The organism is Halochromatium sp. (assembly GCF_054919635.1).
Window position 1 is genome coordinate 1 of record NZ_JBUDPI010000021.1, and the last position, 21,883, is coordinate 21,883.

Annotated in this window: 17 protein-coding genes; 10 read left to right on the plus strand and 7 right to left on the minus strand. The window is 62.8% G+C overall.

The features are described from left to right. Positions 1 to 164: 164 nt before the first annotated feature. On the minus strand, positions 165 to 434 hold the full coding sequence (locus tag ACY693_RS02685; RefSeq protein ID WP_462320289.1) for an exodeoxyribonuclease VII small subunit: 270 nt from the start codon (positions 432 to 434) through the stop codon (positions 165 to 167). A 90-nt stretch (positions 435 to 524) separates the two neighbouring features. On the opposite strand from ACY693_RS02685, the gene parE reads away from it, so the two are divergent. The 8 genes from parE to ACY693_RS02725 all read left to right on the plus strand — a co-directional run bounded on the left by parE (position 525) and on the right by ACY693_RS02725 (position 14,206). Then, positions 525 to 2,411 (plus strand): DNA topoisomerase IV subunit B, encoded by a 1,887-nt coding sequence (parE, locus tag ACY693_RS02690; RefSeq protein WP_462320290.1) that lies wholly within the window; start codon positions 525 to 527, stop codon positions 2,409 to 2,411. Between the two features lie 48 nt (positions 2,412 to 2,459). Beyond that, complete coding sequence (locus ACY693_RS02695) at positions 2,460 to 3,572, plus strand: FIST signal transduction protein (protein ID WP_462320291.1); 1,113 nt, start codon at positions 2,460 to 2,462, stop codon at positions 3,570 to 3,572. A gap of 97 nt (positions 3,573 to 3,669) precedes the next feature. After that, positions 3,670 to 4,185 (plus strand): hypothetical protein, encoded by a 516-nt coding sequence (locus ACY693_RS02700; RefSeq protein ID WP_462320292.1) that lies wholly within the window; start codon positions 3,670 to 3,672, stop codon positions 4,183 to 4,185. 400 nt (positions 4,186 to 4,585) lie between these two features. Then, a complete protein-coding gene (glk, locus tag ACY693_RS02705; RefSeq protein WP_462320293.1) occupies positions 4,586 to 5,569 on the plus strand; it encodes a glucokinase in 984 nt (327 codons plus the stop codon). Positions 5,570 to 5,697: 128 nt separating this feature from the next. Beyond that, complete coding sequence (locus ACY693_RS02710; protein ID WP_462320294.1) at positions 5,698 to 7,443, plus strand: autotransporter assembly complex protein TamA; 1,746 nt, start codon at positions 5,698 to 5,700, stop codon at positions 7,441 to 7,443. A gap of 134 nt (positions 7,444 to 7,577) precedes the next feature. Then, positions 7,578 to 11,909: a translocation/assembly module TamB domain-containing protein gene (locus ACY693_RS02715; protein ID WP_462320295.1), complete on the plus strand. Its 4,332-nt coding sequence runs from the start codon at positions 7,578 to 7,580 to the stop codon at positions 11,907 to 11,909. Between the two features lie 68 nt (positions 11,910 to 11,977). Next, positions 11,978 to 12,907 (plus strand): lysophospholipid acyltransferase family protein, encoded by a 930-nt coding sequence (locus ACY693_RS02720; protein WP_462320296.1) that lies wholly within the window; start codon positions 11,978 to 11,980, stop codon positions 12,905 to 12,907. Positions 12,908 to 13,258: 351 nt separating this feature from the next. Then, positions 13,259 to 14,206 carry a lysylphosphatidylglycerol synthase transmembrane domain-containing protein gene (locus ACY693_RS02725; protein WP_462320297.1) on the plus strand — a complete coding sequence of 316 codons (948 nt, stop codon included), beginning with the start codon at positions 13,259 to 13,261 and terminating at the stop codon, positions 14,204 to 14,206. Here the strand turns inward: ACY693_RS02725 and ACY693_RS02730 are convergent. Together ACY693_RS02730 and ACY693_RS02735 are read right to left on the minus strand one after the other, a co-directional pair. Further along, entirely contained in the window at positions 14,181 to 14,306 is a 126-nt protein-coding gene (locus tag ACY693_RS02730; protein WP_462320305.1) for a DUF29 family protein, read from the minus strand. The two genes, ACY693_RS02725 and ACY693_RS02730, sit on opposite strands and share 26 nt — an antisense overlap. A gap of 95 nt (positions 14,307 to 14,401) precedes the next feature. Beyond that, the gene (locus ACY693_RS02735; RefSeq protein WP_462320298.1) at positions 14,402 to 15,982 is read right to left on the minus strand and encodes a cobyric acid synthase; all 1,581 of its coding nucleotides are present in this window, start codon (positions 15,980 to 15,982) and stop codon (positions 14,402 to 14,404) included. A 65-nt stretch (positions 15,983 to 16,047) separates the two neighbouring features. Here ACY693_RS02735 and ACY693_RS02740 point away from each other — a divergent pair, with 65 nt between their 5' ends. Both ACY693_RS02740 and ACY693_RS02745 read left to right on the plus strand, forming a co-directional pair. Continuing rightward, positions 16,048 to 16,320: a type II toxin-antitoxin system Phd/YefM family antitoxin gene (locus ACY693_RS02740; RefSeq protein WP_462320299.1), complete on the plus strand. Its 273-nt coding sequence runs from the start codon at positions 16,048 to 16,050 to the stop codon at positions 16,318 to 16,320. A gap of 25 nt (positions 16,321 to 16,345) precedes the next feature. Next, the gene (locus ACY693_RS02745) at positions 16,346 to 16,750 is read left to right on the plus strand and encodes a PIN domain-containing protein (protein ID WP_462320300.1); all 405 of its coding nucleotides are present in this window, start codon (positions 16,346 to 16,348) and stop codon (positions 16,748 to 16,750) included. Positions 16,751 to 16,812: 62 nt separating this feature from the next. Here ACY693_RS02745 and bchE read toward each other — a convergent pair whose 3' ends face one another. The 4 genes from bchE to ACY693_RS02765 all read right to left on the minus strand — a co-directional run bounded on the left by bchE (position 16,813) and on the right by ACY693_RS02765 (position 21,641). Next, positions 16,813 to 18,549, minus strand: coding sequence for a magnesium-protoporphyrin IX monomethyl ester anaerobic oxidative cyclase (gene bchE, locus ACY693_RS02750; protein WP_462320301.1), 1,737 nt, complete (start codon positions 18,547 to 18,549; stop codon positions 16,813 to 16,815). Positions 18,550 to 18,817: 268 nt separating this feature from the next. Then, positions 18,818 to 19,636 (minus strand): ABC transporter ATP-binding protein, encoded by an 819-nt coding sequence (locus ACY693_RS02755; RefSeq protein ID WP_462320302.1) that lies wholly within the window; start codon positions 19,634 to 19,636, stop codon positions 18,818 to 18,820. Continuing rightward, a complete protein-coding gene (locus ACY693_RS02760; protein ID WP_462320303.1) occupies positions 19,633 to 20,658 on the minus strand; it encodes a FecCD family ABC transporter permease in 1,026 nt (341 codons plus the stop codon). Before ACY693_RS02760 ends, ACY693_RS02755 begins: the two co-directional genes overlap by 4 nt. Further along, on the minus strand, positions 20,655 to 21,641 hold the full coding sequence (locus ACY693_RS02765) for an ABC transporter substrate-binding protein (protein WP_462320304.1): 987 nt from the start codon (positions 21,639 to 21,641) through the stop codon (positions 20,655 to 20,657). The genes ACY693_RS02760 and ACY693_RS02765 overlap by 4 nt, the downstream gene beginning before the upstream one ends. Positions 21,642 to 21,883 lie beyond the last annotated feature (242 nt).

Consider the following 21,883-nt stretch of genomic DNA (forward strand, 5'->3'; position numbering starts at 1 on the left):
TGTTTGAGGCGGGGCGCGTCGTTCATGAGCCGATGAGGGGCCGATATAGAGGTAAGGGTCTTAGGGCTGAAGGTCTCGGGTTTAGGCGAGGTGGCTTGCGCGTGGTCCTCGTCGAGGCGAGGGGCCGGGTCGATGCGATCGACCGAGTCCGCTGATCGAGTTGCTCAACTTGATGGCTTGCCGTCTGCGGGAGTCGCCGACTCGTTGAACGGCTCGGGCTCGCCATCGTCTGACGGCTCAGTGAGGATGCGAATCCGCTGCTCGGCCTGGTCGAGCGCTTGCTGGCAGCCGCGGCTCAGGCGAATCCCTTCTTCGAAGGCCGCTAACGAGGCCTCCAGGGTCAGGTCGCCGCGCTCGAGCTGATCGACGATCGTCTCCAGCGCCTGCAACGAGGCCTCGAACTGCTTGGGGTCTTGAATCTTGTCTTCGCTCATTACTGGTTTGAACCCACCTTTCAGTTTACGGTACCGTAGCGGGCTTTGACCGGTCAACGCAGCTCAGTTTGAAGGAGTACCCCGCCCGCCATGAGCGGCAACTACGACGCCTCGGCCATTGAGGTTCTCAGCGGCCTGGACCCGGTGCGCAAGCGCCCGGGCATGTATACCGACACCACTCGTCCGAACCATCTTGCGCAAGAGGTCATTGACAACAGCGTCGATGAGGCGCTGATTGGGAAGGCCACGAGGATTGATGTCATTCTGCATCAGGACGGCTCCATTGAGGTCACCGATGACGGTCGCGGCATGCCCGTCGATCTACATCCCGAGCAGGGCTTGCCGGGGGTCGAGGTGATCCTCGGCACCTTGCACGCCGGCGGCAAGTTCTCGGCTGGCAGTTATCGCTTCTCCGGCGGTCTGCACGGCGTCGGGGTTTCGGTCGTCAATGCGCTCTCCGAGCGCCTCGAGGTCTGGGTCAAGCGTGCCGGTAAGGAGTATCGGATGGCCTTTGCGCATGGCAACAAGACCGAAGATCTCACCGAGATCGGTAGCGTTGGTCGAGCCAATAGCGGGACGCGCCTTCGGTTTTGGCCGGACGAGCGCTATTTCGATTCGCCTAAGGTCTCGGTCAGACAGCTCACGCATCTGCTGCGGGCGAAAGCGGTCCTCTGTCCCGGACTCGACGTCCGATTTCGCGACGAGAACACGGGTGATGAGCAGCGTTGGTGCTATGCCGACGGGTTGCGCGACTACCTAAGCGAGGCATTAGGAGAGGCGGAGCGGGTGCCGGATGAGCCCTTCGTCGGCACGCTCGAGGGCCAGACCGAAGCAGCAAGCTGGGCCGTGACCTGGCTGCCTGAGGCCGGTGAGCCGGTGACTGAGAGCTATGTGAACCTGATCCCGACCGTGCAGGGTGGCACGCACGTCAACGGCTTTCGCACCGGCCTTACCGAGGCCGTGCGTGAATTCTGCGAATTTCGCAATCTGCTGCCGCGCGGGGTCAAGCTCGCGCCCGAGGATGTTTGGGCACGGGCGAGCTGGATCCTGTCGGTCAAGCTTGCCGACCCCCAGTTCTCCGGCCAGACCAAGGAGCGGTTGTCCTCGCGCGAGTGCGCACCCTTCGTCTCCGGGGTGGTCAAGGATGCGTTCAGCCTTTGGCTGAACCAGCATGTCAGCGATGGCGAGCGCATCGCCGAGATCGCCATCGGTGCCGCCCAGGCGCGCTTACGGGCTGGTCGGACCGTGACCCGAAAACGAGTGACCCAGGGTCCGGCGTTGCCGGGTAAACTGGCCGACTGCACGGCGACTGATCCGGCGCGCACCGAGCTGTTCTTGGTCGAGGGCGATTCCGCCGGTGGCTCGGCCAAGCAGGCGCGCGATCGCGAGTTCCAGGCGATCATGCCCCTGCGCGGCAAGATCCTGAACACCTGGGAGGTTGATCCGGCCGAGGTGCTGGGCTCGCAAGAGGTCCATGACATCGCTGTTGCCATCGGTGTCGATCCGGGCAGCGATGATCTGACACGCCTGCGCTTCGGCAAGATCTGTATCCTGGCCGACGCGGACTCCGACGGTGCCCACATCGCAACCCTGCTCTGCGCACTGTTTCTGAGGCATTTCCCGCGGCTGGTCGCAGCGGGCCACGTCTTCGTAGCGATGCCGCCGCTGTTCCGGATCGATGTCGGCAAGCAGGTCTTCTATGCGCTAGACGACGCCGAGCGGCGTGGTGTGCTGGATCGCATTGCCGCTGAGAAGCTCAAGGGCAAGGTCAGCGTGCAGCGTTTCAAGGGTCTCGGGGAGATGAACCCGCAGCAGCTGCGCGAGACGACGATTCATCCGGATACAAGGCGTCTCGTTCAGCTGACGGTTGAGCCTGGCGATGACAGCGCCACCTTGATGGATATGCTGCTGGCCAAGAAGCGCGCTGCCGATCGGCGCGCTTGGCTGCAGGAGAAGGGCGATCTGGCCGAGGTTTGAGACTGGCTGGCGCCTCACTGCCTACCCAACTGGATATAGAGCCTGACGATGTCCTCATTTGCATATGCCCACGCTGCTGACGACGACTGGCATCTGGCGCTTGAGCGCGTCATCAACGGGCTCGGCTCAGCGCAGGGTCGACTCGGTTTTCTCTATGTGACCGATGCGATCAACGCGCACCTGGAGGCGATTCTCGATGCCCTTCGCGATGCCACCGATGTCGAGCATTGGGTTGGCGCGGTCGGTATCGGGATCTGCGCAACTGGTGCCGAATACTACGAGCGACCGGCGATTGCGGCGATGATCGCCGATCTGCCCGAGGAGGCGTTCCGCGTATTCCAGCCGATCGTCAAGGACCTTGAGGGCTTCGATGCGGCGCAGCGCGCTTGGCTCGGCAGTGCCCAGCCCTTTATGGCGCTGGTGCATGCCGATCCGGCCAACCCACTGACTGAGAGCCTGATCCGCCAGCTTGCCGAGCGCACCGTCACGGGATTCCTGGTCGGTGGCTTGGCCAGCAGCCAGCACAATGCGCGTGTGATCGCGGACCAGCCCACCGAGGGCGGCCTGACCGGCGTGATGTTTACTGAGGCCGTGGGCATACAGACTGCACTCTCGCAAGGCTGTTCACCGATTGGACCGCACCGGCGCATCACCGAATCGCAACGCAACGTCATCGTCGAGCTCGATGGTCGCCCGGCCTTGGATGTGTTCAAAGAGGATATCGGCGAGGTGCTGGCGCGGGATATCGCGCGTGTTGGCGGCTACATCTTTGTCGGGCTGCCGATCAAGGGCTCGGATACCGGCGACTACTTGGTGCGGAATCTGATCGGTGTCGATCTCGAGAAACGGCTGGTTGGCATTGGCGATCTGGTCGAGCAGGGCCAGGAGCTGATGTTCTGCCGGCGAGATGCCAATACCGCTCGTGAGGACCTGTCTCGGATGCTCCAGCGTCTGAAGGCGCGCTTGAGCGGGCCACCTCGCGGTGGTGTCTATGTCTCCTGTCTGGGCCGTGGCGCCAACCTGTTCGGCGATGACTCCCAAGAGCTGAAGCAGATCCGCGACGAGCTTGGAGATTTCCCGCTGGTCGGCTTCTTCGCCAACGGCGAGCTGTCCCAGAATCGTCTCTATGGCTATACGGGCGTATTGACCCTCTTTACCTGATGGAGCCAGCTGATGCGGTTCAGGCGATGCTGAGGAATTGCGGCATCCTGACTCGAGATTCGTGCTTGGCGCACAAGCGACCGGTTCGGGCCTCAAGGTGACCACAAGCGACGGCACTCGCGCTCGCTTTCAGCGCTCGACCCTGCTATGGGGGGTGGTCGCGGTGCTCGCGATCGCAGTTGCTGTCGTGGTGATCCTGAAAGCCTGGCCGTTACTGAATCCACGGGTGAGCGAGCGGGCGCCGTTGCGTCCGGAGTGTGACCTGCTCAGCCAAGCCTGCTCGGTTCGGTTCGCCAGCGGCGCTGAGGTAGGGCTTGATATCCTCCCTCGCGGTATCCCGGCGGTGCATCCACTCGAGCTTCGCGTCAATCTTGAAGGCTTGCCCGTTCCGCAGCAGGTCGAGGTCGATTTCGCGGGCGTCGATATGGCGATGGGCTTCAATCGGGCTGCCTTGAGCTACGATGCCGCAGCCGATGCTTGGACAGGCCAGGGCATGCTGCCGGTCTGCGTTCGGGATCGGATGACCTGGGAGGCGCGCGTTCTGCTGCGTTACCCGGACCGGTTGCTGGCGGCACCGTTTCGGTTCGTGAGTCTGCGCCCGGGCGAGCGCTGAGCAGCACGCAGCATGCCTCTGGCTTGGCGCTTTTATACCCAACGCACGCCAATTGACAGCACGACATAGCGGAGGGTCGGGTGGCGGCGAGCGCGGGTGTCGACGGCATGGATGCCGTCGTCAAGCCTCCGAGGACGGATTCACGGCTTCCCCCGATCGCCGCTGCCCGACCCGGAGCGGGCTCGAAGCGCCGAAAACTGATCTGCGATGGGTATAGCTTAGCGATTCTTGTTTGGCGATTGTGGCGTGGCTGTTCTGGTTCAGCATCGCTGGTATCGCCGCGGGCTAGGAATCGATTGCTCCTGTTGGTCCGCGAAGTCCGGGAAGCGCTGCTATCATCTGGGGACGTTCGCTCGCCGCTGTGGTCTGCGGGTGCTCGTCCAAGCTTGGAGAAAGAATCATGCGTGTTTTGGTCGGCGACATCGGCGGCACCAAGACGGCTCTCGGCCTCGCCGAGGTCAATGGCAATAGCGTCAAGCTCGATATGCATCGTCAGTATCCGAGCCGAAAGTCGGTCTCGCTCAGCGAGATCGTGACGACCTTCTTTGATGAAACGGGTTGTCAGTGCGAGGTGGCGGCCTTCGCCGTGGCCGGGCCGGTGGTGAGCGGACGGAGCAAGACGACCAATCTGCCGTGGCAGATCGATGCGGCGGCCATGCAGAAGAGCCTCGGCTTTGACCGCGTCGGTCTCCTGAACGACCTCGAAGCCGTTGCCTGGGGGGTGCCGGCACTGACGGCCAACGAGCTTGCGGTCCTCCAGCAGGGCGCGAGCGTCGCGGTTGGCAATGCCTGTGTCGTCGCCGCCGGGACTGGACTGGGGGAGGCTGGTCTGTATTGGGATGGGGCGAACTATCGCCCGTTCGCGACTGAAGGTGGCCATACCGACTTTGCGCCGACTGACGACCGCGAGTTTGCGTTACTGAATTACCTGCAAAAAAAGGTTGGGCGCGTGAGCTGGGAACGGGTCGTCTCGGGGATGGGGATCGGTAACATCTACGAATTCCTGGCCCAATGGCATAAGGCGGTGCATCCACCCGCGGTTGCGGAGGCCTTGCGCAGCGACGGCGACATCGCGGCGGCGGTTGCCGAGGCTGCTGGCAATGGCCACGCAATCAGCCAAGAGGCGATGGAGCTGTTCGCCGTGCTCTACGGCCGTGAGGCTGGGAATACGGCGCTGAAGCATATGGCCCTGGGCGGGGTCTACCTTGCGGGAGGCATTGCTCCGAAAAACCTAGCGCTACTGCAAGGTGCTGGTTTTGCCGAAGGTTTCCGAGACAAGGGGCGCATGCGCGGCCTGATGGAGCAGATTCCGGTCTGCGTCATCCTTGACCCACATACCCCGCTGTATGGTGCGGCACGCTATATGGCCTCAGAGATAGGCTAAAGTGTTTCTTCTGTGCCATTATATGTCGCATCTTTGCACCGCGGGGATGTGCTACCAGGATGTCTCGCCCTAAATGCCGATCCCGAATCCGTGATTGCCCATTGCGTCTCGATTGGCAACACTGGCTGGTGGGATTTTGGTTTGGCGTTGCACTGCTGTTGATGCTCCTATCTCCGGCTGGAGCAAAGGCGCTGAAGCTTGAGGTGAAGGTGAGTGGGCTCGAAGGACAGTATGAGAGCAATGTCCTCGCCTTGCTCGGACTCTATCAGGAGCGCGGCGATACCGAGATGTCGGTGCCGCGTCTGCGCGCGCTCTATCGACGGGCACCGGAGCAGATTCGCGATGCCCTTGCACCCTTTGGTCTCTATCGGGTCGAGATCGAGTCGAGTCTGACCCAGCCGGAGACCGAAGAGGGCCCCTGGGTTGCCACCTTCAAGATCGATCCCGGTAATCCCGTGAAGATCAGCCAGATCGACTACCTCATTACCGGCCCAGGCGCCGATAATCCACGTTTTCCCAAGCAGTTTCCGATGAAGGTCGGCGATCCGCTGATCCATGCCGACTATGAGAAGGCCAAGAGCAGCATCCTCAATATCGCATCCGAAGAAGGGTATATCCAGGCCAGTCTTGTGCGACATCTGGTACTGGTCGACCCCGTGGCCTACGACGCCATCGTCGAGTTCCATCTCGAGACCGGGGAGCGGTTCTACCTCGGCCAGGTGCGCTTCGAACAGGATCTTCTTGACGATGACTTTCTCCAGAAGTTCGTCACCTTCAAGCCGGGCGTGATCTATAACCCCGAGCTATTGCTCGAGCTCCAAGGGCGTCTGATTGGTGCCGAGTACTTTGAGGATGTCGAGATCCGGCCGCTCGAGGACGAAGCTGGAGTGGATCGACAGGTGCCTATCGAGGTGATCGCGACCCGCAACAAGGCCAATGTCTATCGCGTGGGCGTCGGTTTTGGCACCGACGTTGGTCCGCGCTTTAACCTCGACTATCGGCGTCGCTACATCGGGCGCAGAGGTCACAATCTGAAGGCCGAGCTGGAGGTCTCGCAGCTCGAGCAGTCCTTGGTCGCTGAGTATCGCATCCCGATTCGCAATCCGTCCCGGGACTTCATCCAGATCCGGCCAGAGATCTACGCCTTCGATACCGATAGCCGCGAGGGTGACCTGTTCAAGCTTGGTGTTGCACAATCGGTGCAGACCAAGCATGGGTGGCGGCGCGTCATGGGCCTGGATTACCGCTACGAGGATTTTTCGGTGGCCAATGATGATGACGGTAGCTTCAATGGCCTTGTTCCGAACATCTCCTGGTCGAAGGTGGTCGCCGATGATCCGATCAACACCAAAAACGGGTATCGAATCAATACCTATCTGCAGGGCACCTCGGAGAATCTGCTCTCAAGTAGCAGCTGGCTCAGCGGGCAGTTGAATTACAAAGTGATCAAGTCACTGGGCGAAAAGATGCGTTTCATCGGGCGCACCAATCTGGGCGCGATCTGGGCGAGCGGCATCGAGGAAGTCCCGGCGAGCCAGCGTTTCTTCGCTGGTGGTGATAACAGTATTCGCGGTTGGGCCTTCGATGTGCTCGGCCCTGACGACCCGGTCACCAATGAAACCGTTGGGGGGCGTTTCTTGGCGGTGGGCAGCCTCGAGCTGGAACACCAGATCGTCGGCAAATGGGGTGGGGCTGTGTTCACCGATTTTGGGAATGCCTTCGACCCGGACTATCAGGAGGAATGGGAGCAGAGCGTCGGTCTTGGTATCCGTTACAGTACGCCAATCGGTCCGGTCCGGATCGATCTGGCCTATGCATTGACCAAAGATCCAGCCGGGTTTCGTCTGCACTTTGCCCTAGGTCCAGACCTGTGAGCTCGAGCGACAAGAACCAGCATCCGAGAGCGGCGGGCAGCGAGACCCTAGACCAGCCTGATTCGGACTCTGCTGTCCGATCTGGAGCCGATTCGGTCGATTCGGTCGATTCGGACGCTGCTGATTCGCAGCCCGTGGCAGGGCGACGGCGACGTTTTCGGCCGCTGCGCTGGCTCGCGAGCCTAATCGCCGTCCTCTTGACGCTGGTCGTGCTCCTGCTCGTCTTCGTGCTTGGGACCCAGACTGGGCTCAGAACCCTCTTTGCCGTGGCCGAGGATGTGGCGCCCGGATTGCTGAAGGTCGATCGGGTCGAGGGACGGGTGCTCGGTCGATTGGAGCTCGATGGCTTCGAGCTGAGCCTGGCATCGCTGCAGACCTCGGTTGGCAGCCTGGTGCTGGATTGGAGCCCCGGCGCCTTGTTCACCGGGCAGTTGAAGATTCAGGAGCTGACCGGGCGCGACATCCTGGTGGTGACCGAGCCTGCGGAGGAGAAGCCCAGCGAGCCGTTCGAGCTACCTTCCATCAGACTACCGATCGGTATCTCGATCGATCTGCTCCTGGTGGAGCGGCTCAGCTACCGGCAGTCAGGCGCCCCCGCCGAGGCCGCGATTGAGCTCAAACGGGCTGAGCTGTCGGCAACGGCGAGCGGCGATCGGGTCGATCTCAAGAGGCTGACGGCCGAGCTATCGCAGCCGTACGCGCGCGCTCGAGCAGCAGGTCAGGTCCAGCTCGATGGCGCTTATCCCATTGAGCTGAGTCTCGATTGGCGCTTCCAGCAGGCGCCGGCGCTGTCGGTGACAGGCGAAGGTCAGGTCACCGGTGACCTGGATGCGCTGTCGATCACCCACCGGGTCAGTGGCTCGGTTCAGGCGATCCTCCAGGCCCAGATCCGGGACGCCTTGACGGCGCCAAGCTGGCAGGCCGAGATCGATCTCAAGGCCGTCGAGCTGCCGCAGATCCTGGTCGACGCACCGCCGGTCAATCTGCAGGCGCAGCTGAAGACAGAGGGCGACCTAAAGCAGGCATCGGTCAAAGGAAGCCTCCAAGGCGCGGCCCCAGAGGTGGTCGAGATGGGCCGCCTCTCGGCCGAGCTGGATCTCGACTGGGCGTCTCAGGTGTTGAGCATCAACGCGCTTCGCTTGAGCGAGTCCAGTACAGGGGACCAGACCGCAGCAACGGATGCGGGCCCAGACCAAGCGCCGTCGGCTGACACGGAGCCTACCGGCAGCGATCATCCGGCTGCGCAAGTCAACGTCAGTGGCCGCCTCGACCTCAACCCGAGCGTGCCGGAATTCGAGCTCGAGGTGGTTTGGGAGCAGCTGCACTGGCCCTTGGCAGGGGCGCCGGTTGCACAGTCGCCGCAGGGATCGATCGCCGCCCAGGGCTCGCTCGAGCGCTACGACTATCGGGTCAATGCGCAGGCATTCGGTGCCCAGATCCCTGAGACCTCGGTGGCGTTGGTGGGGACCGGAGACCAGCGCAGTACCGAGCTGGTCGAGCTGACGATCAATACCCTGAATGGCCTCATCAGCGGGAAGGGGCAGGTCGGCTGGTCGCCCGAGCCGAGCTGGGATCTGGCGCTGACCGCAAACGGAATCGATCCGGGTCGCCAGTGGCCGGGTCTGGATGGCAGTGTCGGACTGAAGGCGGATACCCGTGGCAGTCTCAAGGATGGCTTTCGCTACAGCCTCAATCTGAACACAGCGTTGACGGCCTATCCTGACGCGCTTCTCAACCTGAAGGGAACCGGGAGCGCAGATGACGCCGAGATCCAAGCATTCAGCATCGAGACCCTCGGGGGCCTGATCGAAGGCAGCGGTGAGCTGGCCTGGGCTCCCGAGGCCAACTGGCGCCTCACGCTCGAGGCCCGCGATATCGATCCCGGCCTTCAGTATCCAGCGCTCAAGGGGCGCGTTGGGCTAACGGCTGAGACGGCCGGGGGGCTTGGGCAGGGATTCGACTTCAAGCTCAAGGGTAAGGCGGCGCTCGCGGATTATCCGCCGACGCAGATCGATCTGGCCGGAACCGGGACCGACGCCTCGGCGAGGCTCGAGACGCTCAGGATCGACGTCATCGGTGGGCGCATCGATGGTAGTGGCGAGCTTGCCTGGTCGCCCGATCTCAGCTGGAGCACAGCCTTCACAATGACCGGCCTCGATCCCGGTCAGGTGCTCGCTGACTGGCCTGGTACGCTAGGAGGCCGTCTCCAGAGCCAAGGCTCGATGATCGAGTCGGGGCTGGAGCTGACCGCCAGCATCAGCGATTTCGGCGGCCAATTGCGGGGTTACCCGGTCGCTTTGCAGGCCGATGTCGCAATGCAGGGGCAGACTGTGACGCTGCGCACCCTGCAAGCAAGCTCGGGCGACACGCGGCTTCGTGTGGACGGACGCATCGACGACCAGCTCGATCTGCGCTACGCCTTCAATTCGCCGAGCCTTGCCGCGCTGCTGCCGGAGCTCAAGGGACGTCTCGAGGCCGATGGCAGCCTGACGGGCCGCTTCGATGCACCCAGGATGAGGCTCAGTCTTAACGGTCGCGACATCGAGATGAACGGGCAGGGCATCGAACGCCTGGAGGCAACCGCCGATCTCGGGCTGGCCCCGGAAAGCAGGCTTCAGCTTCGCATCGACGGCAGCAACCTGATCGTTGGGCCGCAGCGTTTCGAGACACTGCAACTGGTTGGTCAGGGAACGACTCAGGCGCATCAGCTCAGCGCTGAGGTTGCGTCCGATCAGCTCAGCTTGGGACTGACGCTGGATGCCGGCCTCGGCGAGGCCAATGCCTATCGCGGTCGACTGACGCGGCTCTCGCTCCAAACCCAGGACTATGACGATTGGGGATTGCAGCGGGCGGCACCCTTTCGCCTAGCGGCGGGAGCCGTCGAGGCTGGCCCAGTCTGCATTGGTAACAATGGCTCGACGACGGGCTGCGTTGCCTTTCGGCAGCCTGAGGCAGGGCGTTTCTCGGCCTCGCTCGATCTGCAGCGACTCGGATTCGATCTGCTGGATGCGATCACGCCAGATACGGTCTCGCTATCCGGCTACCTGACCGCAAAGGCCAATTTTCAAGGGCAAGGGGAGTTACTCACCGGGAGCGCCGAGCTGAGGGTGCCCGAGGGTGACGTTGAGATCGTCTTGCCGCGTGCGAGTCAGACCTTGGCCTTCGCGGGGACCCGCCTTGATGTGCGCGCCGATGCGAGCGGCGTCGATGCCGCTTTTGAACTGCCGGTCGAGAACGCCGGGCGCATCGAGGCGCAGCTGGGCTTGCCGGGTTTTCGCCTCAGCGGCGTCGACGATCAGCGCCTCACTGGTCGCATCCGCATCGATCTCGATGGCTTAGATCGCCTCGCGAGGTTGGCGCCTGAGGTGAGCGGCGCTGAAGGCCGCATCGACGGTGATCTGATGCTGGGTGGCCGTCTCTCTCAGCCGGCGATCCAAGGCAATCTTGCGATGCGCGATCTCGCGCTCACCGTCCCGACGATCGGCCTCGAGGTCGCAGATCTCAACCTGAGTCTGCAGAGCGAGAGCGCAGATGCGATGGAGCTCAGCGGAAGCGGGTTGATCGGGGGTGGTCAGCTGAGCATCGACGGCGGTGCAACCGGGATCAGCACTGGCGAGCCGAACGTCACCGTTGAGCTGCAGGGGCGTGAGCTCAAGGTCGCCGATACCAAAGAGTACCTTGCCATTGTCACATTGGACATCAAGGCCGGCTTTGGTGTCGGCGGTGGTGCGGTGCGTGGTGAGCTGAGGGTGCCGAGCGCGAATATCATGCCGCGAACGATCCCGGCGGGCGCGGTGCAGCCATCCCCCGACGTAGTCCTCGAAGAGCCGGCCGAGAAGGAGCCCTTTCCGCTCAGTATCGACCTCCTGGCCAAGCTCGGCGACGAAGTCTTGCTAGAGGCCTTTGGACTGCGCGGCTTGCTCCAGGGACAGCTGCGGATCACCAAACAGCCCGGTAAGGAGCTTCTCGGCAGTGGTGAGCTGCAGGTGGTCGACGGGACCTATCGGGTTTCATTGCCTGGTCTCGGTCTGCTGACGTCGGTCGGTAAGCCACTGGTGATCGAGAAGGGGATTGTGCTGTTCGCGAATACCCCGCTCGATAACCCGGGCATCATTCTCAATGCCCAACGCGAAGGGGGTGATATGACCGCCGGCGTTCGGGTGCTGGGGACCTTGCGCAATCCGAAACTGGCCTTCTTCTCGGACTCCGATCCCAACCTGTCACAATCCGAGATCACCAGCTATCTGGTGACAGGCATTCCGCCAAAGCGCGGTGGCCAACAGGATGATCGCTCGATCTCGGTCGGCACCTATATCGCGCCAAAGCTGTACATGGAGTACGACACCAGCCTGGGCGATCAATCCGATAGCATCAAGATGCGCTACGACCTGACCAAGCGTGTCCAGATACAGAGCGAGACCGGAGATGCGCAGGGATTCGATATCTTCTACAAGTTCGAGAATTGAGCCACGCATCGATGGAGACGGGTCGTTGTCCGGCTCTGATCCTGGTCAGGATTCCTGACAGATGAGCCATGAATAGCCGTCTCTGGGGCCCAGGGTACTGGCCGAGCTGGGCCGCTGTGGGGTTGTTCAAGCTCTTGGCGCTGTTGCCGTTTCGGGTTCAGGCCGGGTTGGGCCATGGACTGGGCTGGATCGGTTATCAGCTTGCCTGGGACCGGCGCCGAGTCGCTCGCATCAATCTGTCGATCTGTTGTCCTGAGCTGAGGCCGAAGGAACGCGAGCAGCTGGTGCGCGAGCATTTTGGCTGGCTTGGTGTGGCCGCAGTCTGTCAAGGTTTGAGCTGGTCGGCGCCGCCGCAGCGCTTGTCGCGTATCGTTCGCTTGCGCCATCGTGAGCGGATCGATGCCTTGCTCGAGGCGGGCCGGCCGGTGATCGTGCTGGTGCCGCATTTCGTCGGGCTTGAGCTGGGTGGGACGGCGTTTACGGCCTTGGTGCATTCGGGGATGTACATGTATCAGCGGATTCGCAATCCGGTCATCGATGCACAGGTGCGGCATGCACGGACGCGGTTTGGGGCCATTCCGGTAGAGCGTCAGGATGATCTGCGGGGGCTGATCCGGACCTTGAAGTCGGGTGTGCCGTTCTTCTATCTGCCTGATCAGGACCCGGGTCGGCGCCGTGGTGTCTTTGTGCCCTTTTGTGGTGTGCCGGCGGCGACGGTGCCGACCTTGGGGCGGATTGCTCGGTTAGCGAATGCGGTCGTGATTCCGACCTTTGCGCGGTTTTTGCCGCGGGGGGAGGGCTTAGAGCTGAGTTTTGATCCGCCGATCGCGGATTTCCCAACGGGTGATACGGAGGTCGATACGGTGCGAATGAATCAGGTCATCGAGGCCCGCTTGGCGAGTATGCCGGCGCAGTATTTTTGGGTGCATCGGCGGTTTAAGACGCGGCCTGAGGGGGTGGAGCCGATCTATCCGGTGCGGCGGCGGAAGCGGCGTTGATAGTGAGCTTGTCTTGGTTGGCGGCGGAAGATGCTGCTTTGTGTCTCGGGTTGGATGGAGAATGCTTGCTGTGCGTCTTGCGCTGTGGCGTTTCCGGTGAGCGTTTGGATGTGGTTGTTTGCTCGCTTGTCGCAGGCGCCGGGGTCGGGTACCGCTCGTCGGGGGACGCCGTGAATACGTCCTTGTAGGCTCGACGATCGCCGTCCTGGCGATCGACGCCCCCGACGAGCGGTGCCCGACCCCGGCGCTTCGGGCGTTGGTCATGGAGTTCTGGCGCTGGGGCTGTGTTTATCGTCGCTTCGACGACAGCCCTTTGACTTGCTCAACCGGGTGGTATTGGGAGGAATGACTGTGTTTCCGTCTTGGATGCCACGGCTTGGGCGGTCTCGGGACTGGCTTGTGGGCATGGTGCTGCTGGCCTTGGTCGTGGTCTGGGTCGAGACCACCTTGGGCGGGTCGGCGGTACTTGCGCCTTGGGCAACGCTGCCGTTATCGATTCTGGTTGGGGCCTTCTTGTTGACGGCGACGAGCTACCTGCTGCGGGCGGTTCGAGTACGGGTCTATTTTGCAGAGTTGCTGGCAGGGCGTCGGGATTTTCTGTTGGTGCTGCGGCTCTCGGTGCTCCATAACACCGCGAATAATCTGCTGCCGATGCGGGCTGGGGAGATGGTCTTTCCTTGGTTGATGCGCCGCTATTTTGGCTATGGCTTGCTCGCCGCTGGTGCGTCGCTTGGGTGGATTCGTGTGCTGGATCTGCACTTCTTGGGGGTGATCGGCCTTGTTGTGCTCTGGATGCGCATTCCAAGTCCTTGGTGGGGCTTGTTGGTTGTGGGCTGGTTGGGGCTGCTGCCGCTCTTTTGGCGGGTGGGGCGCTTGCGGTCGAAGGTCGCGGGCGATGGAGTCGGGCGCTTGCGGCGGTTGCTAGGGTTTATCGCGGCAGCGGCGCCACAGGCGCCGGGTACTGTGCTTTGGCTCTATGGATTGACGGCGCTGTCCTGGAGTCTGAAATTTGTTGGTTTTGCGCTGATCCTTGGCCATTTTGTGCCGGTGGCACTCTGGCAGCTGATGCTTGGGGTGATGGGGGCGGAGCTGTCGACGGTACTGCCGTTCCATGGCATCGCCGGCAGTGGCTCTTTTGAGCTGGCGACGGTTGCGGCGATGGTGCCTCTGGGAGTGGCGCCGGCGGAGGCTTTGGCGGGGGCTGTGAATCTGCATCTATTCTTGCTTGGCACCACCCTGCTGCTCGGGTTTACAGCCTTGATGCTCCCGGTGCCTAACCGAGCGAAGCAGGGCCATTGACGGCGAACTGCTTCTTTAGATGGCTCTCAAGTGCGCGGCGGTCATTCTTGCCCATGTCCTCGGTCTCCTCGGCAACCTGTTCGAGATCGACCTGATCGATCTGTACCGCGCGAAGTCGCCGGGCCGTCTCTAAGGTCCAGGCGTAGAAATCACCCTCCTATTCGGTGATGCTTTCACTGGGCATCGTCATCAGTGTTACTGCGCGAGGGTGAGGAGGGCGTCAAGGTCAAGATTGGCCTCGCAGTGATCGGCGAGGGCGTCGAGGGCGGCCTCGATGCGCTGCTCGAAATCGAGTGCGGCGGCTCTCGCGCCGATCTGCTCGAGCCAGTGGGCGCGGAAGGTATCGCTGCCGAAGATGCCATGGACGTAGCCACCCATGACACGGCCGTCTGCTGAGACGGCTCCTTCCGGACGCAGGCTGCCCTTCTCGTCTTGCAGCAGAAGCCAGGGATGCTCGAGACCGATTCCCGTGGTTCGGCCCATGTGCATCTCGTAGCCGGTGACCCGGCAGCCGCTGAGCTGGTCGGTCTGGTCGAGGTCGATTAGGCGCTTGTCGCCGCTGATGGTGGTTTCGATGTCGAGGAGACCCAGGCCGGGGGTTTCTCCCGGCTCGCCTTCGATCCCTTCGGGGTCGCGCACAACCTGACCGAGCATCTGAAAACCGGCACAGAGGCCGAGCACGCGGCCGCCGCGGCGGACATGGGCGAGGATGTCGATGTCCCAGCCCTCACGGCGCAGGGTCTCGAGGTCGGTACGGGTGGCCTTGGAGCCGGGCAGGATGACGACGTCGGTCTCGACTGGGATCGGGTGGCTAGGCTTGATCCAGCGCAGATTGACGGCGGGCTCGGCGGCGAGAGGGTCCATATCGTCGAAGTTGGCGACGCGCGAGAGGCGCGGAATGGCGATATTGACGCTGCTGCCGCCATTGGCCCACTGGCCTTCAGCTGGCCGCTCAAGGGCCAGGGAGTCTTCGGCGGGCAGTTGCGAGGCGCCTTCGAACCAGCGCAGCACGCCGAGGAAGGGCCAGCTGGTGATCTGGGTGATGGTCTCGCAAGCGGGCTCGAAGAGCGAGAAGTCGCCGCGGAATTTGTTCACCAGGTAGCCGACCACACGCTCACGATCGGCCTGATCGAGCAGCATCCAGGTGCCGACGAGCGAGGCCATGGTGCCACCCTTGTCGAGATCGCCGACCACGATCACCGGCACCTTGGCGCGCTCGGCGAAATACATGTTGGTGATGTCGCAGTCGCGCAGATAGATCTCGGCGCCGCTGCCGGCGCCTTCGACCAGGACCAGATCGGCCTCGGCACAGGTGCGCTCGAAGCTGTCGAGGATCGCCGGCATCATGCCTTGGCGCATCTGATGATAGATGCGGGCGGGGCAATTACCGAGCGACCGTCCGCGAAGCACCACCTGCGAGCCAACGTTGGTCTGTGGCTTGAGCAGCACCGGATTCATGTGGATCGAGGGCGCAACGCCGCAGGCGCGCGCCTGCAAGGCCTGAGCGCGGCCGATCTCCCCGCGTGGCTGCTCGCCGTCGGCGCTGGGCGGAAGATCGCTGTCAGCGGTGACGGCTGCGTTGTTGCTCATATTCTGCGCCTTGAACGGACGCACTGTGAGTCCGCGTCGGCGATAGGCTCGACAGAGTCCAGCCACCAGCAGGCTCTTGCCGACGTCGGAGGCCGTGCCCTGGATCATCAGGGTGCGCGCGCGGCGTGGGCCGTGATCAAGCAGCGGGGGTAGCTGAAGGTCGATCGTCGGTGCAGTGTCTGCCATGGGTGATACGCGATACAATTGGTCTAACAAAACTGATCTAACAAAACCAGCGATGGTCAAGCGTTATGGAGCAAGTCAACGATATTCAGGCGGCCCGGCAACTGTCCGATCTGCTGAATCGGGTCTCCTCCCAAGGCGTGAGTTTTGAGCTGACCCGTGGTGGACGTCGTATCGCACGATTAGTGCCCGCGCCATCACCGAAAGATCTGAAGGTCTCGGAGTTGAACGATCTCTTTGCCCGACTCCCGCGGCTGGGTGATGAGACTGAGGCCTTTGAGCGGGATATTGCTGATGCGCAATCTGCACTCATGCTTGATCGCGACCCTTGGTTGGGTTAGTTAGCGCTCTCAAGACAAGAACTCGATGGGATTGCTCATCGATACTGGGGTATTGATCCGTGCCGAGCGTCGCGGCCATTCGGCATTGGACTTTTCACCCTGGTCACACTATGGCGACGCTGCAATCAGCGTCGTCACCGCCTCGGAACTGCTGGTCGGTGTTCACCGAGCGACGTCAAAGAGCCGGCGTGTTCGCAGGTCGGCGTTCGTGGAAGGCTTGCTCGCCGCCATACCGATCTTGGACCTCACATTAGAGGTTGCTCGCGTTCATGGGGAGTTAGTAGCCCTACTGGCTGAACAAGGCCCAACCATGGGCGCTAATGATGCCTTTATCGCCGCCACGGCACTCGCAAGCGGCTACGCCTTGCTCACCACTGACGCTGATGACTTCACGCGTGTTCCGGGGCTCGAAGTGCTGCCCCTCAAATAGCCCTAGTCTGCCGCCCCGCGATAGCGCGGGGCTCTGCTCGCAGGCTAGCCGAGGCTTTCAGATCAGGCCTCCTCTGCCACCACCTCGCGCTGCTTGCTCGTCTGCAGCTCAGGCATCGCGACACTAGCGGAGGACGACGCCGGCTTGATGCCACCACCGCAACCGCCAGGCTGGCACTTCGGCGAGGCCTCGCCGCCGATCTCTAGGTCTTCCATCTGCTGATTGCCGCCGCCGCAGGCCATGGGCACGGCTTGGCTAGTGCCGACAGCGGGCCGTTTGGCCGCCGGCGCCTGCTTCCAGGCGTTGTGATCGGGCTCGACGATCTTCGACTTGCTCTTGTCGTAGTCGAACTTGATCAGCTTCTTGAACATCGGCCCCCAGTAGTTCTGCTTGCCAAGCTGGTAGAACTTGCGCTCATAGGCGCTCTTGAAGAAGGCCTTGATGCAGCCGATCAGATACTTGCGGCGGAAGGGGTCCTTGACCCAGGGATATTGGAACAGCATCCGCTTCATATAGAAGCGCCGATAGTTGGCCATGACGCCATCGAGCAGCTCGGCGCGGTCGATGCTGTCCGGCTTCATGATCGGCTGTACGAAGTTGTACTTGGAGTAGTCGAAGACCTCCACCTTGTCGCCCATCTCGGCGAACATATCGGAGAAGGGCCAAGGGGTATACATGGACCAGTTGGCCATGTCGGCGCCCCAGTCCATGACCATCTGATAGGTCTCTTCCAAGGTCTCGCGGGTCTCGTTCTCGAGACCGACGATGAACTGCGCCTCGGTGACGATACCGTTCTCCTGCAGCAGCCGCACTGCGCGCTTGTTCTGCTCGATCGTGGTCTCCTTGACGAAGCGGTCGAGATTGAGCTGCGCCGCCGCCTCGGTGCCGAGCGAGACGTGGACCAGACCGGCCTTGCGGTAGAAGGGCAGCAGATCCTCATCGCGCATGACATCGGTGACACGGGTATTGATGCCCCAATGGATGCCGAGATCGCGATCGATGAGCTCCTGGCAGAACTCGACGAACTTGGCCTTGTTGATCTGCGGCTCTTCGTCGGCCAAGATGAAGAAGCCGACACCGTGGACCTTCACCAGCTCCTCGATCTCGTCGACCATCTTCTTTGGATCGCGCACGCGATAGTCGCGCCAGAACTTCCACTGCGAGCAGAACGAGCAGGTGAACGGGCAGCCGCGCGCCATGTTCGGCGTTGCGACCGGCACGCCGAGCGGGATGTAGATGTATTTCTTCCAGTCGAGGATGCCCCAGTCTGCCCGGATCGAATCGACGTCCTTGATCGAGGGCTCAACCGGGGTGGCGATGACCTTGTTGTCCTCGTTCAGATAGGCGATGCCCTTGATCTGCTCGCGCTCGGCGGGCCAGCGGCCCTCATCGATCGCGCGCACGAGATTCAAGGTCACGGCCTCGCCTTCGCCGCGAACGATGACATCGATCCAGGGCGCCTCGCCAAAGACCTGCTGATACATGAAGGTCGGATGGATGCCCCCGAGCACCGTAATGGCATTGGGACACTCTTCCTTGGCGATCTGCAACAGCCGCTGCGCGGTGTAGATCATCGGCGTCATTGCCGTGGTCGCAACAACGTCCGCGTTCGACTCCCGGATGGCGACCCGCAACTGCTCCTCGTCGAGGTTGTCCACCAAGCCGTCAACGAAGTGATAGTCGGTGTAGCCGCCGTTCTTCAGATAGCCAGCCAGATAGGCGACCCAGGCCGGCGACCAGTTACCGGCGATATCAGCGGCGCCAGCGCTATAGTTTGGGTGGACAAAAAGGATTCGCATGATCTGCTCCGATGGATCTAGCCGTCGCCCGCGCGCGCGGACCAGCGGTGAAAGGGCACTGGGCCCACGTCGATCGCAGCCTGGGCAACGGCTGCGCCAGCCGGGATTCTCGTTGTGGCTCAGGGTGGTGGTTGCCAACCTGACAGTCTTCACTGTCGCGCCAGCATGACACCTGAGGGTATCATGCCGTTGGGCGCGCTGGCCTTGTTGTGCCGCAACAGAGTTGCCCTGAATCAAGCGCTTGGGGCTTTGTTGATTCTCGATCGGGTTACGCGGTTATTCGCCCGCCGTTGTCGCAGACCCAAGGCACGATGTATCGGTGCACTTGGTCACCATCCTGATGCTCGCCGATGATCGCCTGCACGCCGTAGACGTTGGCCAGATGCTCGGTGCTCAACACGGTCTCGACCTCGCCGCTCGCCACTGCGGCGCCTTGGTCGAGCAGTAGCAGGCGATCGCAGAAGCGGCTCGCGAGCGTTAGATCGTGCAAGACGACGACGACGGTTTGTCCGGCCTGGCAGCGGGCGCGCAACAGCTCCATGACCCTGAGCTGATGCATCGGGTCGAGCGCGGCGATCGGCTCATCGGCGAGTAGGACCTCGGCCTCGACTGCGAGCACGCGGGCGAGGCGGGCGCGGGCGCGCTCGCCACCGGAAAGCTCGTCGGCTCGGCGCTCGCGGAGCGACCAGATGTCGGTGGCATGCAGCGCTTGCTCGATGGCGCGCTGATCGGCGTCGGCGGCGCTGCGAGCGTCAATGCGCCACCAGCTGCCACGGTACGGATGTCGCCCGAGCGCCACCAGGTCCTGGACGCTGATTGGCCATTGCAGACGATCGTCCTGACTCAGATAGGCCAGCCGCTGAGCCCGCGCGCGCGCCGAGAGCCGAGCCAGCGGCTGACCTTCGAGGCAGACCCGTCCGCTGTAGGGCAGCAGCTGCATCATCGCCTTGATCAGCGTGCTCTTGCCGGCCCCGTTCGGTCCGATCAACCCGAACAGCTCGCCGCGCTCGATCTCGAGATCAATACCGTCGAGCAGCAGTTGGCCGCCGAGGCTAACCGATAGCGCCTCAATCTGGAGTAGGCTCACAGCATGTCCCTCCGCGAGCGCAGCACCAATGCCAAGAAGAAGGGCGCGCCCACCAAGGCCGTGACCACGCCAAGCTGCAGCTCCTTGGGGGTGCCAATCAGCCTTAGGGTGATATCGGCTGCGAGTACCAGGATCGCCCCGCCCAGCGCGCTTGGCAGCAGCAGCTGGCCCGGTCGATATTGGACGAAGCGTCGCAGCATGTGCGGCACCACCAGTCCAACGAAGCCGATGGCGCCAGTGACCGCTACGCAGGCACCAACGCTGAGCGCGGTGCCGAAGATGATCAAGACCCGTAGTCGTGGCAGATTGACGCCCAAGCTCGTCGCCTCTGCCTCACCGAGGGCCAGTACCTCGAGTGCCGGTGCGGTGGCAAGCAACATCAGCACGCCAAGCAGCACGAACGGCAGAACCAGGCGCACATCGGCGAAGCTGCGGTCGCTGATCGAGCCCAGCAGCCAGAGCACGATGTCTTGCACATCATAAGGATTCGGCGCCAGGTTCAGGGCCAGGGAGGTCAATGCCGATGCTAGCGCCGAGACGGCGACGCCAGCGAGGATCAAGGTCAGGTTCGAGGAGCCGGCGCGTGCCAGGCCGTATAGGAATAGGGTCGCCAGTAGCGCAAACAGCATCGCCGCCGCTGGCAAGGCCCAGTCGTTGAGGGCGCTGAGCCCGAAGTAGAGGGTCAAGACCGCGCCCAGCCCCGCGCTCGAGGAGATGCCAAGGAGGCCAGGCTCGGCCAACGGGTTGCGCAGCAGCCCCTGCAGCGCTGCGCCCGAGATCCCGAGCGCCATGCCGACCAGCCAGGCCAACAGCACCCTTGGCAGCCGGATCTGCTGCACGATGAGCTGATGAGCGTCGGGGCCATTGCCAAAGAGGCCGGCGACGACCTCGCTCAGTGACAGTGGCGCCGCGCCGAAGCGCAGGGAGATCAGGCTCAAGCCGAGCAAGAACAGTAGCAGCCCAAGATTGAACGCCGCCACCCCCCCGCGGTGGCTCGGCGCTGCCGACTGGTGAGCGCTCATTGCGTCACCTGCGTGGCTTGTGACAAGGGCCCGAGCTTGGGCTGGAGCTCGAGCCGGGGTCGAGTCTGGTCTGGGGCCGGAGCCGGAGCCTCAAGAGGACGTTGAGGGTTGAGCTCAAGCGCTGCAAGCTGTTCTGCGATCTGCGCGGCGGCATCGATCAGCTCAAGGCCACCACAGCCCCAGGCCGTGCTGCTCGGTAGCTGGATGCTCGGCACCTGCGCGAGCAGTTTGCCGAGCAACGGATGACGCCCATAACGGGACTTGGACAGGGGCTGCGCCTGATCGAAATAGCCCAACAGGAATAGGTCGGGCGGATCGGCGATCAGCTGCTCGAGCGGCAGCGTGCCCCAGCCACGAATCCCCTTGTCGGTGGCCAGATTCCGCAGGTCGAGCAGGCGTAGCATCGCGTCGACATAGGTGTCGCTGCCCGCGGTGCCACCATTGGGGCGCAGATAGAGAACGCGCGGTGCTCGATCCCAGGTCGCCGCTGCGTCGGATAACGCCTGGATGCGCGCCCGCGCCAGCGTCACGGCACGCTGGCCTGCCGCGCTGCGACCGATGGCCTGGGCAATCTCCGTCGTCATGGAGAATGCGTCCTCGATCGTACGCGGATAGGGCAATGTGATCACGCGAATCCCTTGCTCGGCCAAGAGCTCGGCATGCGGGCGCCCAGACCAACCGAGGTAGGTCAGAGCGATCTCAGGATCAAAATACAGCAGCTCTTCGACCGCGCCGCGATTTGCTGGGTACTGACGGGCAAGCTCGGCGACTGGCGATTGCGCCGGATTCTGCGCCTGATAGGAGACCGACCGGATCTGCCCGGGCGCACCCAGTCGCAGCAGGAGCAGATCGGCACAGAGGTTGGTGCTGACCACCACTGGCAGTGCTGCGGGGGTTGTGCGCTGCTCGTTGGCTGGCTGAGCAGCAGCTGTGTTGTCTACGTCAGCGGGCAAGGCTTCGGCGGCCATGACTGGATCGGCCATGACTAGTGCGGATGGCGCAAACAGGCTCGCGAGTATGAGCAGGATCAACCGTCTAGGGGCGCGACGGCGACGTGGATGGGTTAGGGGCGAAGAGGATGACACGGCAATACTGATGGAATGCGCGAGTGTTCACGCATCAGGTGGGTTCGAGGCGGACACTGCTGTTGAGCTAGAACGATGGTAAGGGTCGGTGTAGGGGTCGATGGTGGTCAGGATTATGAACGAAAGCGCGGTGTATGGTT

Excerpts from the sequence above, each read along its gene's own strand:
- ACY693_RS02685 (WP_462320289.1), bottom strand. The coding sequence starts at position 434 with ATGAGCGAAGACAAGATTCAAGACCCCAAGCAGTTCGAGGCCTCGTTG.
- parE (WP_462320290.1), top strand. The coding sequence starts at position 525 with ATGAGCGGCAACTACGACGCCTCGGCCATTGAGGTTCTCAGCGGCCTG.
- ACY693_RS02695 (WP_462320291.1), top strand. The coding sequence starts at position 2,460 with ATGTCCTCATTTGCATATGCCCACGCTGCTGACGACGACTGGCATCTG.
- glk (WP_462320293.1), top strand. The coding sequence starts at position 4,586 with ATGCGTGTTTTGGTCGGCGACATCGGCGGCACCAAGACGGCTCTCGGC.
- ACY693_RS02720 (WP_462320296.1), top strand. The coding sequence starts at position 11,978 with ATGAATAGCCGTCTCTGGGGCCCAGGGTACTGGCCGAGCTGGGCCGCT.
- ACY693_RS02735 (WP_462320298.1), bottom strand. The coding sequence starts at position 15,982 with ATGGCAGACACTGCACCGACGATCGACCTTCAGCTACCCCCGCTGCTT.
- ACY693_RS02740 (WP_462320299.1), top strand. The coding sequence starts at position 16,048 with ATGGAGCAAGTCAACGATATTCAGGCGGCCCGGCAACTGTCCGATCTG.
- ACY693_RS02745 (WP_462320300.1), top strand. The coding sequence starts at position 16,346 with ATGGGATTGCTCATCGATACTGGGGTATTGATCCGTGCCGAGCGTCGC.
- bchE (WP_462320301.1), bottom strand. The coding sequence starts at position 18,549 with ATGCGAATCCTTTTTGTCCACCCAAACTATAGCGCTGGCGCCGCTGAT.
- ACY693_RS02760 (WP_462320303.1), bottom strand. The coding sequence starts at position 20,658 with ATGAGCGCTCACCAGTCGGCAGCGCCGAGCCACCGCGGGGGGGTGGCG.
- ACY693_RS02765 (WP_462320304.1), bottom strand. The coding sequence starts at position 21,641 with ATGGCCGATCCAGTCATGGCCGCCGAAGCCTTGCCCGCTGACGTAGAC.